This is a genomic window from Streptomyces seoulensis (assembly GCF_022846655.1).
Taxonomy (GTDB): Bacteria; Actinomycetota; Actinomycetes; order Streptomycetales; family Streptomycetaceae; genus Streptomyces.
On the sequence record NZ_AP025667.1, the window covers coordinates 3,437,982 to 3,451,439 of the forward strand.

At 71.6% G+C, this 13,458-nt stretch carries 13 protein-coding genes and 1 pseudogene; 3 read left to right on the top strand and 11 right to left on the bottom strand.

Going from position 1 to position 13,458, the window contains the following annotated elements:
* Positions 1 to 2: 2 nt before the first annotated feature.
* The 4 genes from HEK131_RS15920 to HEK131_RS15935 all read right to left on the bottom strand — a co-directional run bounded on the left by HEK131_RS15920 (position 3) and on the right by HEK131_RS15935 (position 4,531).
* The gene (locus HEK131_RS15920) at positions 3 to 617 is read right to left on the bottom strand and encodes a hypothetical protein (protein WP_244335807.1); all 615 of its coding nucleotides are present in this window, start codon (positions 615 to 617) and stop codon (positions 3 to 5) included.
* Positions 618 to 803: 186 nt separating this feature from the next.
* On the bottom strand, positions 804 to 1,652 hold the full coding sequence (locus HEK131_RS15925; protein ID WP_244335808.1) for a lysozyme: 849 nt from the start codon (positions 1,650 to 1,652) through the stop codon (positions 804 to 806).
* Between the two features lie 137 nt (positions 1,653 to 1,789).
* Positions 1,790 to 3,643, bottom strand: a complete 1,854-nt coding sequence (locus HEK131_RS15930) for a M1 family aminopeptidase (protein ID WP_244335809.1) — start codon at positions 3,641 to 3,643, stop codon at positions 1,790 to 1,792.
* Positions 3,644 to 3,871: 228 nt separating this feature from the next.
* Positions 3,872 to 4,531 carry a maltokinase N-terminal cap-like domain-containing protein gene (locus HEK131_RS15935; protein ID WP_244335810.1) on the bottom strand — a complete coding sequence of 220 codons (660 nt, stop codon included), beginning with the start codon at positions 4,529 to 4,531 and terminating at the stop codon, positions 3,872 to 3,874.
* 188 nt (positions 4,532 to 4,719) lie between these two features.
* On the opposite strand from HEK131_RS15935, the gene HEK131_RS15940 reads away from it, so the two are divergent.
* A complete protein-coding gene (locus HEK131_RS15940) occupies positions 4,720 to 5,622 on the top strand; it encodes an SGNH/GDSL hydrolase family protein (protein WP_244335811.1) in 903 nt (300 codons plus the stop codon).
* 47 nt (positions 5,623 to 5,669) lie between these two features.
* Here HEK131_RS15940 and pgm read toward each other — a convergent pair whose 3' ends face one another.
* Both pgm and HEK131_RS15950 read right to left on the bottom strand, forming a co-directional pair.
* Positions 5,670 to 7,310, bottom strand: a complete 1,641-nt coding sequence (gene pgm / locus HEK131_RS15945) for a phosphoglucomutase (alpha-D-glucose-1,6-bisphosphate-dependent) (protein WP_217462313.1) — start codon at positions 7,308 to 7,310, stop codon at positions 5,670 to 5,672.
* Between the two features lie 164 nt (positions 7,311 to 7,474).
* Positions 7,475 to 7,690, bottom strand: a complete 216-nt coding sequence (locus tag HEK131_RS15950; RefSeq protein WP_244335812.1) for an SAM-dependent methyltransferase — start codon at positions 7,688 to 7,690, stop codon at positions 7,475 to 7,477.
* Between the two features lie 105 nt (positions 7,691 to 7,795).
* Between HEK131_RS15950 and HEK131_RS15955 the strand changes: the two genes are divergently transcribed.
* Entirely contained in the window at positions 7,796 to 8,341 is a 546-nt protein-coding gene (locus HEK131_RS15955) for a GNAT family N-acetyltransferase (RefSeq protein ID WP_244335813.1), read from the top strand.
* Positions 8,342 to 8,371: 30 nt separating this feature from the next.
* Here the strand turns inward: HEK131_RS15955 and HEK131_RS15960 are convergent, their stop codons facing one another.
* The 4 genes from HEK131_RS15960 to HEK131_RS15975 all read right to left on the bottom strand — a co-directional run bounded on the left by HEK131_RS15960 (position 8,372) and on the right by HEK131_RS15975 (position 12,208).
* A complete protein-coding gene (locus HEK131_RS15960; protein ID WP_217462311.1) occupies positions 8,372 to 9,166 on the bottom strand; it encodes an SDR family NAD(P)-dependent oxidoreductase in 795 nt (264 codons plus the stop codon).
* 146 nt (positions 9,167 to 9,312) lie between these two features.
* A complete protein-coding gene (locus HEK131_RS15965) occupies positions 9,313 to 11,172 on the bottom strand; it encodes an arabinofuranosidase catalytic domain-containing protein (RefSeq protein ID WP_244335814.1) in 1,860 nt (619 codons plus the stop codon).
* A gap of 106 nt (positions 11,173 to 11,278) precedes the next feature.
* Positions 11,279 to 11,761 (bottom strand): transposase, encoded by a 483-nt coding sequence (locus tag HEK131_RS15970; protein WP_432215637.1) that lies wholly within the window; start codon positions 11,759 to 11,761, stop codon positions 11,279 to 11,281.
* Positions 11,762 to 11,959: 198 nt separating this feature from the next.
* Complete coding sequence (locus HEK131_RS15975; protein ID WP_244335815.1) at positions 11,960 to 12,208, bottom strand: hypothetical protein; 249 nt, start codon at positions 12,206 to 12,208, stop codon at positions 11,960 to 11,962.
* Between the two features lie 106 nt (positions 12,209 to 12,314).
* On the opposite strand from HEK131_RS15975, the pseudogene HEK131_RS15980 reads away from it, so the two are divergent.
* A pseudogene (locus HEK131_RS15980) lies at positions 12,315 to 12,413 on the top strand (integrase); the annotation flags it as partial.
* Between the two features lie 594 nt (positions 12,414 to 13,007).
* Here HEK131_RS15980 and HEK131_RS15985 read toward each other — a convergent pair.
* Positions 13,008 to 13,358, bottom strand: coding sequence for a hypothetical protein (locus HEK131_RS15985; RefSeq protein WP_244335816.1), 351 nt, complete (start codon positions 13,356 to 13,358; stop codon positions 13,008 to 13,010).
* Positions 13,359 to 13,458 lie beyond the last annotated feature (100 nt).

Here is a 13,458-nt window from a genome sequence, read left to right on the forward strand (position 1 = left end):
GCTCAGCCGAGCGCCACGCTGGCCTCTACGGCGTGCACGTCGGCGAGGACGTCCGCGTCGCCGGCGTCCGAGGCGAGCGCGAGGAGGAAGGCGGCGTGGTCGCCGGGGGCGGCCACCACGGTCAGCTCCAGGCGCGCGGTGCCGCCGTCGTGCGGGACGTCCAGGGCGACGGTGTGCGCGGGGCGGCCGCCCAGTTCGGTGCGGCGGGACTCGGTGAGGGTGGGCGCCGCGTCGGGGAAGAAGAACGCGGCGTTGGAGCGGGCGGCGCCCTCGGCCGTACGGCGCAGCTCCGCGCTCGGCACGGGCCGCCCGGCGGCGCCGGTGAGCACGGTGGCGTCCTCGGCCGCAGCGGCGTCGGAGGTACGGCTGATCCGGGAGGAGAAGGCGCCGATCAGCTCCCGGTCCGCCGCCGCGTCGTGCCGCCAGCCCTCGGGCACGGAGTAGGAGACGCCCGCGCGGGTGTCATTCACACGCGGCTCGCCGCCGTCCTCCCCCGGCCAGGAGAGCGCGGCCCCCGCGCACGCGACGGTCACGCCGAGCGCGGCGAGCCCCGCCCACAGCCGCCCGTGCCGCGGCCGTGCTGCCGGTGCCGGGGTGTTCGGTGATGGCGTCGTCATGTCCTCAGCCTGCCCGACGGGGCGCGAATACGCCCAAGTGCGGGTACTCGACCGCCCCAACCGGCCAAGGCCCCCGCAGCGCCCCTCCCGACGGCCGGGCCTGCGCTCGCCCGGCAGGTCGGCGCCTCATGACGGTGCGCGGGACGGCCGGGGGCCGGGTCCCGCGCACGGTGGGCTGCCGGTGCGTCAGCCGTTGGCGAGGCTGCGCAGCCTGCTGAGGGAGCCGTTGAACTTGTCGTGGTCGCCCACGGTCTTGCCGGAGGAGGTGTACTGCCACATGGTGTGCGTGGACCAGCCGGCCGGCAGGGTGCCGGGGGTGGAGGCGTAGCGGGCGATCCACAGCGGGTGGGAGGAGGCGAAGCCGGAGTAGTTCCCGGTGCAGTCCTTCCACCAGTTGGTGGCCGTGTAGATGACGGCGGACCGGCCGGTGCGGGCCTTGTAGCGGTTCAGGAAGTCCTTGATCCAGCTCACCATGCCGCTCTTGGACTTGCCGTAGCAGGACGCCCCGTAGGGGTTCCACTCGATGTCGAGGACACCGGGCAGCGTCTTGCCGTCCTTGGACCAGCCGCCGCCGTGGTCGACGAAGTAGTCGGCCTGGGTCTTGCCGCTGGTGGTGTCGGGCGTGGCGAAATGGTACGAGCCCCGGATCATGCCCGCGGCGTAGGGGCCGTCGTACTGCTGGGTGAAGTAGGGGTTCTTGTAGTACGTCCCCTCGGTCGCCTTGGTGTAGGCCCACTTGGTGCCCGCACCCCACAGGGTGGACCAGGAGACGTCGCGCTGGTGGCTGGAGACGTCCACGCCCTCGGTCTGGGTCACCCGGGCGGCGGACCGGGCGGCGGCCAGGGGCGCGCCTCCGTCGTGGGCGCGTACGCCCACGCCCATGTAGGCGCTGCCGCGCTGGGCGGTCGGCCCGCCGGAGTCGGGCACGGCGGCGGGGGGCGACAGGAAGAGGAGAAGGCCGGTCAGGACGCCGGTGAGACACAGGCGTGAGCTGCGGCCGCTGGGGAGGAGTATGTCGCTTCGCACGACTTCCATCTGACCCGCCATCGGGCCGTCCCGCACGCCGGACTGGGCCCAACGAAGCCATGCGCGGCCGGTCCTTGGGCCATGTGGGTGCCCTCGGGGCGTGGCCCGGCCGGGAGGTGCCCCCGGCCGGGCGACTCGGACGCGGGTCAGCCGTCGATGCGGTGCTGGGTCCAGAAGGAGGTGAGGTCGGTGCTGGTCGCGGCCTGGGCGGCGGCCTTGAACTCGGCGGTGGTGGAGACGCCGTACCAGTGGGCGGTGGCGTAGTCCTTCAGCAGCTTGGCCATCGCGGTGTCACCGAGGACGCGGCGCAGGTCGTGCAGGGCGCACTTGCCGTAGCCGTAGACGACGGTGGAGTAGCGGGAGGAGTGGGCGTCCCAGTAGGCCATCGAGTTGGTGATCTTCTCGGCGCTGGACGCCCAGGAGACGCTGCTCCAGCAGCCCGAGCCGGTCTTGCCCTGGGCGAGGTCGGTGGCGTAGTCGGTGAAGGACTCGTCCAGCCAGGGGGTGTTGTACTCGTCGTCGCCGACGATGCCGTACCACCACTGGTGGGCGATCTCGTGGGTGAGCGCGGTGGTGCTGACCAGGTCGAGGACGAAGCCGGGGTACTCCATGCCGCCGAACCAGAAGTTGTTGTCGATGACCGCGTCCAGTTCCCCGTAGGGGTAGGCCCCGAAGCGGCCCGCGTGGGCGTCGACGGCGCTCTTGGCGGTGGTGAGCATCGACTGGGCGTTGGTGGAGCTGATCGCGGAGACGGAGTAGACGTTGACCGGGACGCCGCCGGGCGAGGTGCCGGAGATCTTGCTGAAGGGCCCGGCGGCCCAGGCGAAGTCCCGCACCTTGGAAGCGGTGGCGGTGGTCACCGTACGACCGCTGCTGCCGGGGGTGTCGGTGGAGGTGCCGGTGGCGGGGACCAGCAGGGTGCTGGGGTGGTCGAGGGTGACCTTGAAGTCGGCGGCCAGGGAGTAGAAGGACTCGCCGTTGTTGGTGTACGGGTCGAGGTGCCAGCCGGCGCCGTCGCGGACCGCGAGGACGGGCAGCGCGTTGCCGATGAAGCTGAAGGCGCCGTCGTGTCCGAACCGGTCGGCGCCCTCGGGCACGGTGATGCCGAGGTCGAAGCCGATGGTGGCGCTCTGTCCCTGGGCGAGCGGGGCCGGAAGCGTGATCTTCAGGGCGGTGCAGGCCACGGAGAGGTCGCCCGCCGTGCCGCCGGTGACGTTGCTGACCTTGATGGGCGGCGCCGAGCACGTGCCGTGGTAGTTGTCCCACAGCCGGAGGTAGACCTCGCTGAGCGCGGTGGCCGAGGCGTTGGTGAAGGTGGCGCTCTGGTGGCCGTTCCACACCGTGCCCGTGCTGTCGCTGCTCAGGCTGACGGTGTAGGCGGGCGCGGCCGGGGTGCGCACCGAGTCGGCCGGGGGCGGGGTGGTGCCGCCCGAGGTGTCGAGCGCGATGTCGTCCAGGACGAAGCTGGTCTGGAGGCTGGAGTCCTCGGTGCCGGTGAAGGCGAGGTTCACGGTCTGGCCCGCGTACGACGACACGTCGATCGTCTTGCGGACGTAGCCGGAGGCGCGGTCCAGGTTGGAGTAGGTGGCCAGCGTGGTGGAGCCGACCTTGGCCGTGAGCTTGTCGTAGGCCGTGGACGACGTGGTCTCGGCGGTGTCGACGTGCAGATGGAAGCTCAGGGTGGCGGTCACGCAGTCGCCCGGGACGGTGACGCTCTGGGTGAGGGTGTCGGTGCGGGTGCGGCCGGTGCCGTCCAGCCAGGCGAACGAGGTGCCGCCGTGGGCGCTCTGCCCGGTGCGGCTGGTGATCAGGCCGGACGGGGACTGGGTCCAGGGCGAAGTGCCGCTTTCGAAGCCGCCGTTGACGACCGACTGCGTGGGGGTGCACGCGGCGGCTGCCGAGGGCTGCGCGGTGGCGGGGGTGCCGGGGAGGCAGACGGCGATCAGGGCGGCTGCGGCGAGCACGCCGGTGCCGAGCGCCCGGTGGGGGGTGGGTCTCACACGCTACTCCTTTGGCGGCGGCCGGTGTCCGGCCTGCTCGGTGGCCGCGTGCCGGACGGGGTGCGTGCCGGGGCGGCCGAGGGGCGGGGGTGCGCGATCGCTGTGCGGTGCTGCACCGCGCCCCTGCGGGCGTGGCTGCCGAAAGAGTGACAGATTTGACCAGGGCATGCCAGACGGTCGCCCGGGGCACCGGTGCCGCCGGGTGCGGGGCGCCGGTGCCGGGGCGGGTCAGGCGGTGCGCAGCTCCATGAAGACCGCGCGCAGCCGGGTGCCGTCCGGGCCGGGCCAGCCGGTCGCCACATGGCCGACCGCGCCCTCGGGGCAGGCGGGCGGCTCGGTGCCGGGGACGGGACGCAGGACGCGGTGGACACGCAGCACGGTGCCGTGGGGCGCGGGCACGCCGGTTCCGTCCGCGTCGTCGACGGGGGCCGGGGTGTGGGCCGCCGTGGGGAGGGGTTCGCCGGTGTAGGAGCGGGTGACCTCGTGGTCGGGGATGTCGCTGACGCGCTGCGCCATGGCCTGCGCGGTGCCGCCGATCAGGGCGAGCAGCTCCGTGGTCAGCACCGGGTCGTGGCAGCCGTCGTACACCCAGCGCTTGCCCAGGACGCCGTGTTCCGTGGTGCCGATCAGGGCGTCCTCGGCACCGTCGAGGGGTGCGCCTCGGTAGGTGAGCGGGACCAGGTAGGCGGTGGGCTCGGGGGTGGAGCCGTCGGTGACCACCATGAACTCGATGCCGACCGCACCCTCGGGGTCGTCCAGCCGGAAGCCGCCGGTCCGCTCCAGCTCGGGCCCGCCGGAGCCGCTCCGGTACCAGGGGCGGGTCGGGAGCCAGGGGGTGAGGAGTTCGAGCTTGGTCGGGGTCAGGGTGGTCTGGTGGATGACGGCCATCGAGCGGTGCCCCTCCTGCGTACGGTGACGGAACCTCTGGAGTCTTCCACACCGGTTCCGGGACAACTGCGACCTGCGGTGCGGAAGTTGACATGGTCCGGCTTCTGGTCCCGGGGACCCGCCCGGCGGTATACAAGGCCGGTCGAGGGCGCCCGGGGCGCCGGTCCGAGTCGGAGGGGGACGTTCTCATGGTGCGTGGCGAAGAGACGGGCGGACGGCGTCGGCGGGCCGGCCTCGGGGCCGTACTCGGCGGATGCGCCCTGGTCGCCGGCTCGGTGGTCCCGGCGGCCGCACAGCCGGGCGGCCACCACGGTACGGAGTACGCGGCGCTCGGCGACTCCTACACCTCGGGCCCGCTGATACCGGACCAGGTCGACGCCGCCTGCGCGCGCTCGGACCGCAACTACCCCTCGCTGGTGGCCGACCGGCGCCGGGTGGGCACGTTCGAGGACGTGAGCTGTTCCGGGGCGACGACGGCCGAGATGTGGCGGGCCCAGGGCACCAACGGACCTCAGCTCGACGCGCTGAACCGTGGCACCGACCTGGTCACCGTGCAGATCGGCGGCAACGACGTCGGCTTCGGCTCGATCATCGCCACCTGCGCCCGGCTCGGCGCCACCGACCCGGCGGGCAACCCCTGCGAGCGCTCCTACCGGGCCGCCGGATACGACGAGTTGACGGCCGCCGTCGCCCGGACGGCACCCAAGATCGACCGCGTGCTGCGTGCCGTGCGGGCACGGGCGCCGCACGCGCGCGTGCTGCTGGTCGGCTACCCGGACCTGCTCCCCGACGACGGCACCGGCTGCTTCCCCTCGGTGCCGTTCGCGCGCGGTGACTTCCCCTATCTGCGCGACACCGGCAAGCGGCTCAACCTGATGCTGCGCCTGGTCGCGGCCTGGAACCGGGTGGAGTACGTCGACACCTACGGACCCACGGTCGGCCACGACATGTGCAAGGCGCCCGCCGAGCGCTGGATCGAGCCGCTGAAGCCGGCCTCCCCCGCGGCCCCCGCCCACCCCAACGCGCGGGGCGAGGCGGCGATGGCGGAAGCGGTGCTGGACCGGCTGGACCGGGGGCATGGCCGGGGCTGACCGGGAGCGCGGTCGGGGCTGACCGGCCACGCCCCCGAGCCCAGGGCTCAGTCGCCGAGCGCGCCGAGGACGACGCCCTGGGCCTCCTCCTGCACACGGGCCAGGTGGTCCGGGCCGAGGAACGACTCGGCGTACACCTTGTACACGTCCTCGGTGCCCGAGGGGCGGGCCGCGAACCAGGCGTTGGCGGTGGTGACCTTGATGCCGCCGATGGCGGCGCCGTTGCCGGGCGCCTCGGTGAGGACGGCGGTGACCTCCTCACCGGCCAGGGTGTCGGCGGTGACCTGGGCCGGGGACAGCTTGCCGAGCAGCGCCTTCTGCTCGCGGGTCGCCGGAGCGTCGATACGGGCGTAGGCGGGCTCGCCGAAGCGGGCGGTGAGACCGGCGTAGTGCTCGGAGGGGGTGCGGCCGGTGACGGCGGTGATCTCGGAGGCGAGCAGGGCCAGCAGGATGCCGTCCTTGTCGGTGGTCCACACCGAGCCGTCGCGGCGCAGGAAGGAGGCGCCGGCCGACTCCTCGCCGCCGAAGCCGAGGTCCCCGCTGAGCAGACCGTCCACGAACCACTTGAAGCCGACCGGTACCTCGACCAGAGGGCGGCCCAGGTCGGCGGCGACGCGGTCGATCATCGTGGAGGAGACCAGGGTCTTGCCGATGCCCGTCGCGTCGGGCCACTGCTCGCGGTGCCGGTAGAGGTAGTCGATGGCGACGGCGAGGTAGTGGTTGGGGTTCATCAGCCCGGCGTCCGGGGTGACGATGCCGTGCCGGTCGGCGTCGGCGTCGTTGCCGGTGGAGATGGCGAACCGGTCGCGCTGCTCGATGAGCGAGGCCATCGCGTGCGGGGAGGAGCAGTCCATCCGGATCTTGCCGTCCCAGTCCAGCGTCATGAAGCGCCAGGTGGGGTCGGAGTGCGGGTTGACCACGGTCAGGTCGATGCCGTGCTCGTCGGCGATCCGGCCCCAGTATCCGACGGAGGCGCCGCCGAGCGGGTCGGCGCCGATGCGCAGGCCGGCGTCCCGGATCGCGTCCAGGTTCAGCACGCTCGGCAGGTCGCGGACGTAGGTGCCGAGGAAGTCGTAGCGGCCGGTGGTGTCGGCGGCGAGCGCGCGGGCGTAGGGGAAGCGGCGTACTTCCTTCAGACCGCCCGCGATGATCTGGTTGGCGCGGTCCTGGATCCACGAGGTGGCGTCGGAGGCGGCCGGGCCGCCGCTCGGCGGGTTGTACTTGAAGCCGCCGTCGGCGGGCGGGTTGTGCGAGGGGGTCACGACGACGCCGTCCGCGAGGCCGGTCGTGCGGCCGCGGTTGTGGGCGAGGATCGCGTGCGAGACGGCCGGGGTGGGGGTGTAGCCGTCCTCGCTGTCGATGAGGACGGTGACCCCGTTGGCCGCGAACACCTCCAGCGCGGTGACCTTCGCCGGCTCGGACAGGGCGTGGGTGTCGGCGCCCAGGAACAGCGGGCCGTCGATGCCCTGGTCGGCGCGGTACTCGCAGATCGCCTGGCTGGTGGCGGCGATGTGGTCCTCGTTGAACGCGGCCGCCAGGGACGAACCCCGGTGCCCCGAGGTGCCGAAGGCGACCCGCTGCGCTGGGTCGGCCAGGTCGGGGTGCAGCGCGTAGTACGCCGTGACCAGGCGGGCCACATCGACAAGGTCCTCGGGCCCGGCCGGACGGCCGGCTCGCTCGTGCGCCATGGGTCCGCTCCTCCGCATCGGTGTCATTTCGAAAGCTCGGGGCCATTTTGGCTTGTCACAGGCCCTGCGGGCGAATGGACCCCGCCCAGGGGCGCCTACTTGCGGCCGACGGCCGCCTGCAGCGGGAGCCGCTCGCCCTGTTTCCCGCCGGTGGTGTCCGGGCGTCAGTCGGTCACGAAGGCGGTTCCGGGGTCGAGGAGGTCCAGCCCGGCGAAGAACCCCGCGAACTCGTCACGGGAGCGGAGCCGGACGGGCGTGCCGGCGCGCCGGTGGACGTCCACGACGGCGTGACCGGTCCGGGTCGACGTCGGCGGTGGCGTGGGAGAGGACTGGTGCCTGCCGGTGTCGACGGACGTCGGCTGTCGTTCGGTGTCGCGCACGAGGGCGTTCTCCTCTGCCGGGGAGCCTGCGTCCGGGTCTCTCTGCCCAACAGGGCTGTTGTGCAAGCATGATGAGGATGGGACTGGTGTGCCGGAGGGGGAAGCGTGAGCGACATCGTGGTGCGGGCGGCGGCCGACGGCGGACAGGCCCTGCTGCTGCGGCCCTGGCGGCCGGAGGACGCCGCCGAACTGGTGCTGGTGCAGCGGGGCGACGCGGCGCTGCGCCGCTGGACGGGTGCGGCCGTGGACGACGAGCCGGCTGCCGTGCGGTGGCTCGCCGTGCAGGCGCGGGGGTGGGAGACGGGCGACCGCTTCGCGTTCGCCGTCAGGACGGCCGAAGCTCCCTTCGCGGACGGGGAGTTGCTGGGACACATCGTGCTCAAGAACGCGCGCTCGGGTGACGGCCGGGCCGAGGTCGGCTACTGGACGGCCGCGCGGGCGCGGGGCCGGGGCGTGGCCCCGCGCGCGCTGACGGCGCTGACCGAGTGGGCCTTCGGCCGGGGGCTGTCCCGGCTGGAGCTGCTGCACCAGATGGACAACACGGCGTCCTGCCGGGTGGCGGTCAAGTGCGGCTACGAGCCGGCCGGGGTGCTGCCTGCCGCGCCGCCCGAGTTCCCCCGCGACGGGCATCTGCACGTACGGCACGCGTGACGCTCCCCGGCCGTGCCCTCGGCGCGTCGGTCAGGGCAGGATGGCGTCGACGTATCCGCCGTCCACGCGGAGCGCTCCCCCGGTGGTGGCCGACGCCTGGCCGGAGCTGAGGTAGACCACCATGTTGGCGATCTCCTCGGGCTCGATCAGGCGCTGGATCAGGGACTGGGGGCGGTGTTCGCGCATGAAGACCCGCTGGGCCTCGTCCCAGGGCAGGTTCTTGTCCACGAGCTGGTAGACGAAGTCCTCGACGCCCGCGGTGTGGGTGGGGCCCGCGATGACGGAGTTGACGGTCACCCCGGTGCCGGCGGCCTTCTTGGCGAAGCCCCGGCTCACCGCGAGCAGGGCGGTCTTCGACATGCCGTACTGGATCATCTCGGCCGGGATGACGATGGCCGAGTCGCTGGCGATGTACAGCACGCGCCCCCAGCCTCGCCCGGTCATGCCGGGGAGGTAGAGCCGGGTCAGGCGGACGGCGGAGAGGACGTTGACCTCGAAGTAGCGCCGCCACTCGTCGTCGGTGAGTTCCAGCGGGTCGGCGGTGCCGAAGATGCCGAGGTTGTTGACGAGGATGTCCACCTGGGGCAGGTCGCGCAGCAACTGCTGGGCGCCCTCTTCGGTGGAGACGTCCGCGGCGGCCGCGACGAACTCGGCGTCGGGGACCTGCTCGGCGAACTCGGCGATGCTCGCGGAGACGCGTTCGGCGTCGCGGCCGTTGACGGCCACGCGGGCACCGGCGCGGGCGAGGCCGACGGCGATGGCTGCGCCGATGCCCTGCGTCGAGCCGGTGACCAGGGCGGTGCGTCCGGTCAGATCGATGTGCATGGGGCGGGGGTTTCCTTCCGGTACGGGTGCGACGGCTGCGCCCAGTGTGCGGGGGCGGGGCCGGGAGGACGAAGAAGTGCCGTCCGCCCGCGTGTTCGCCCCGCCCCCGCATCCGGAGATCCCCTGTTCGGCCCAGTGCCGCGGCCTCAGTTCAGCTTGAACTTCTGCGCTGCGGCGCCGTTGCAGTCCCAGATCTGGAGCCGGGTGCCGTTGCTCGTGGTGCCGTTGGGCGCGTCGAGGCAGCGGCCGGACTGGGGGTTGCGCAGCGAGCCGTCGGCCTGCTGCTCCCACTTCTGCCCGCCGGCCCCGTTGCAGTCCCACAGCTCGACCTGGGTGCCGTTGGCCGTGCCGTTGCCGTTGATGTCCAGGCAGCGGCCGAGGGTGGAGAGCGAGGTGTCGGCTCGGTGGAACCAGTGCTGGTCGACGGACCAGGTCTGGCAGTCCCAGAGCTGTACGGCGGTGCCGTTGACGCCGGAGTCGTCGGCGGCGACGTCCACGCACTTGCCGCCGGGCGCGGCGACCGGTGCTCCGCCGTTGACGGCGAACTTCTGGGCGGCCGAGCCGTTGCAGTCCCAGATCCGCAGCCGGGTGCCGTTGCTCGTGGTGCCGTTGGGCGCGTCCAGGCAGCGGCCGGACTGGGGGTTGCGCAGCGAGCCGTCGGCCTGCTGGACCCACTTCTGCCCGCCGGCCCCGTTGCAGTCCCACAGCTCGACCTCGGTGCCGTTGGCCGTGCCGTTGCCGTTGATGTCCAGGCAGCGGGAGATGGTGCCGAGGGAGGTGTCGGGGTTGTGGGTCCAGTGCTGGTCCTCGGCGTAGGTCTGGCAGTCCCAGAGCTGCACGCCGGCGCCGTTGACCCCGGTGTCGTCGGCGGCGACGTCCACGCACTTGCCGCCGGGGCCCGCGATGGTGCCCTGGGGGCCGTTGGGCACGTTGGTCTGGCCGGAGTAGCCCGCCGCGACGACGTTGGCCTGCACCGCGTTCTCGGCGGCGTCGGAGGGATAGCCGGAGACCATGGCGCCCTCGAAGAAGGTGCCCATGTTCCAGTTGCTGTTGTCGCCGCCCGTGCCGAGGATGATGCCGCCCTCCTGCTGCATGGGCCGGTAGCCGCCGCGCGAGGGCAGCGCGCCGTCCCACCAGGTGCTCAGGGAGCCGGTCTGGGAGTTGCCGCCCTTGAGGGCGTACCGGGTCTGGCCGTCGTTCTTCAGCACGGCGGTGACGTAGGTGCTGTTGTTGCCCCGGTTGGCGAGGTTGGAGCCGTTGTCGCCCTGGAACATGCCGTTCTCCAGGTCGGCCTCGACCCAGGGCCCGCTGCCGGTGCAGGGGGCGAAGTAGCAGGTGGTGGCGATGGAGACGGCGTCCATGTGGCCGTTGCCGGTGTCGGCGGGGGTGCGTTCGGCGTTGCCGTAGTCGAAGCAGCAGGCGGAGCCGACGTGGGTGCCGCTGGCCACCATGTAGACGCCCTCGGGCTGCCCGTTCACCGCGACGCCGGAGGCCTGGCCGGTGGAGCGGTAGCCGACGCCGGGTGAGATCCAGATGCCGTAGACCTTGTGGCCGCCCGCGGTGACGGCCAGTTCGCTCGCGTCGGCGGCGCGGTCGGCGCCCATGCCCGCGGTGCCGGCCGGGCCGGGGTTGAGGTCGTTGTGGCGGCTGGTCTGGTCGTAGATCTTCGTCATGCGACAGGTGGTGCCGCCGCAGAAGGTGTCCTGGCGGCCCGCGTCCGCGTAGCCGCCGGTGGCCAGGAGACCGATGTCGGTGGCGGCGCCGTCCGAGGCGCGGGTGACCCGGTACAGCGGGCCGTTGTAGCCGGAGAACAGCGCCCGGATCGTGCTGTGCGCGGCGACGCAGGGGGTGCCGGCGGCGGCGTAGATGTCACAGGGCGCCGACCCGGCGGCCTGGGCGGGCGCGCTCAGCCCGGCGAGGGCGCCGAGCAGCAGCGCGAGCACGGACAGGACGGCCCCGAGGCGCCCGCGGAGACCTGATAAGACGTCGGATCTGAATGCGCGCATCGTCTGCTCCTTCGGCCGGCCGTGCGGTGGGGAGGCGGAGTCGACGACTCCTCACGACCGCTCGGGAACGTACGAAGCGCGATCGAACACGTCAAGATTTGTTGCTTCAGACTTGTCCAGGCTTTTGCCTGTGTCGTGATTTGTTGCTTTGCGCGGGCGGCGGGCTAGGCCGTTTCCTCTGGATCACCCTGCTGACCAGATGAAGATGGCTGCGACGTGGAGTGCGGCGAGATAGATGGTGACGGTCTTGTCGTAGCGGGTAGCCAGGCCGCGCCATTGCTTGATCTTGTTGATGCAGCGCTCGACGGTGTTTCGCTGCTTGTAGGCGGCACGGTCGCAGGCCGGAGGTCGTCCGCCGCTGTTGCCGAGTCGCTTGCGCGGCCTGGTCGGCTGGCTGCGGGATCACCGCCCGGATCCCGCGGCGACGCAGATGGGTGCGGATCGCGCGGGACGAGTACGCCTTGTCGGCCAGGACCACGTCCGGTGTCGTTCGCGGCCTGCCGAGCGGTCTGGGCACCCGGATGCCTGCCATGACGTGCTCAAACGCGGGCGCGTCACCGGACTGGCCCGGGGTGAGAACGAAGGCCAAGGGCCTGCAGCGGCTGTCGGCGGCGAGGTGGATCTGGTTGTCAGGCCGCCGCGCGAGCGTCCGAGGGCATGGTGGTCAGGCTCGCCGACGTGGCCCCCCTTTTGACGGGCCCCGGCCGCGTGCTGGCGGGCACGGACGATAGTGGAGTCGATTGCGACGACCCAGTCGAGGTCATCGTCAGTACCGGGACGCTACTGCTCAACTGCCTTGGCGCTGTTCACGCTCTCGAAGCCGTCGCACATGCCTGGCGTACTGCCCGGCCCGCGACCTCTGAGCGCGATCGATCGAAAGCACTTGGGGATCCGCCACGCGCTCGTACAACTCGACTTCGAAGGGGTCCGCGTCCACCTCGACCAGCCGTGCCAGCGCGTTCCGATCCTGCTCAGCCGTCGGACGCACGCGAACCTCGTCCCTCCACACCTGCCCGCTCGCTTCGGCTTCGTCCACCTCGCCAATATATGTGCGGACAGGCGGCGAATGGGCCCCTCCGAACCAAGATCCGAAAGAGACGACCTAGTGCTCTGACCGGGATGGTTCACCGGGTTGTGCTTGGCGGCGAGAGGCCCTCCTGGCCGCCCAACGCCGCGAACGAGCTCGCATCCGCAGCGAGAGGGGCCTCCGCTGGGGCGGCCGACCGTTGGCAGCGGCCTGAGGCTTCCCGCCATGACGGCCCACCCCGCCATCTCCTCGGGAGAAAGACGAGTGATCTTCTTTCCCGCTTCGGTCTCGGTCAGGGACAACGTGCCAATCCAGTTCCCGTCTTCGGGATACTCCCAATTGGCCGCATCGTCGAGAATCGCCGGAAGCTGATCACGAGGCACCAGCTCGCCGGGCTGGAAGCCGTTCTCCCCAGAGGGTGATGTCCACCGCGCGAGTCGGCGGACCTCGATCCACCCACGATCGATGAGAGCGAGCAAGATTCCCGCCAGCTCGTTGACCGGTCGGGACTGGTCGGCTTCGTCGAGATCGCCCCAGACACCAGGCAGGATGTCGATCTCATAAGAATTGACCATGAAGGCTTCTTCAGACTTGGTCAATGCGCCCCACTCTTGCTTACTCACTTAGCAATCGTCGCAGAGCCGCGGACATGACAGTCTGCTCAACCACCGACCAAGCCATCCCAACTCGGAGCTCACCCTGACTGGCTGCAGAGGTGAAAACGAAGAACGAATGTTGGCCAGTGCTGGCAGCGCCTCCGGCCTGAGGCGCCTGGAGATGTCGGTCAAAACCAGCAACGGCTGGGGGCTCAGACACCGATTCGACGCATCCACCAGGGGAACTCTTGTGGCGCGAAGGGATTGTTCAGCGTGCGGTCAAGGTTGCGTTCGTCTGCGGGACCGATGACTGCGCTCAGCTCGCGTCGTGCCTTGGACCGCAGGGCATGGAGTGTGATCTCCAGGAGGGTGCGGACGTGGTAGTCGCCGTTGCGGAGGTCCGTGTCATCGCGTTCGCAGAACCGATCGGCGTCCTCGCGTGGCCGTCGGACATCCGCATTCCAGCGACGGAACGCGTGTGCGACCTCGCCCGCGGGGAGGCCGTGACCCCGTTCGAAGAAGGTGATCTGTCTGTTCGCCGAGGCGGACAGTCCGCGGATCACGGGTGCCCGCCGATGGTGCGTTCGGCGTCGCGGGAGCTGGGCTCTGATCTCGCCTGGTGACCGGCGAGGCATGAACACTTCCAATGGAAGACGTTGGGTC

Bases quoted from the DNA above. Each gene is read 5' to 3' on its own strand.
- HEK131_RS15920 (WP_244335807.1), bottom strand. From the start codon at position 617: ATGACGACGCCATCACCGAACACCCCGGCACCGGCAGCACGGCCGCGG.
- HEK131_RS15925 (WP_244335808.1), bottom strand. From the start codon at position 1,652: ATGGAAGTCGTGCGAAGCGACATACTCCTCCCCAGCGGCCGCAGCTCA.
- HEK131_RS15935 (WP_244335810.1), bottom strand. From the start codon at position 4,531: ATGGCCGTCATCCACCAGACCACCCTGACCCCGACCAAGCTCGAACTC.
- HEK131_RS15940 (WP_244335811.1), top strand. From the start codon at position 4,720: ATGGTGCGTGGCGAAGAGACGGGCGGACGGCGTCGGCGGGCCGGCCTC.
- pgm (WP_217462313.1), bottom strand. From the start codon at position 7,310: ATGGCGCACGAGCGAGCCGGCCGTCCGGCCGGGCCCGAGGACCTTGTC.
- HEK131_RS15960 (WP_217462311.1), bottom strand. From the start codon at position 9,166: ATGCACATCGATCTGACCGGACGCACCGCCCTGGTCACCGGCTCGACG.
- HEK131_RS15965 (WP_244335814.1), bottom strand. From the start codon at position 11,172: ATGCGCGCATTCAGATCCGACGTCTTATCAGGTCTCCGCGGGCGCCTC.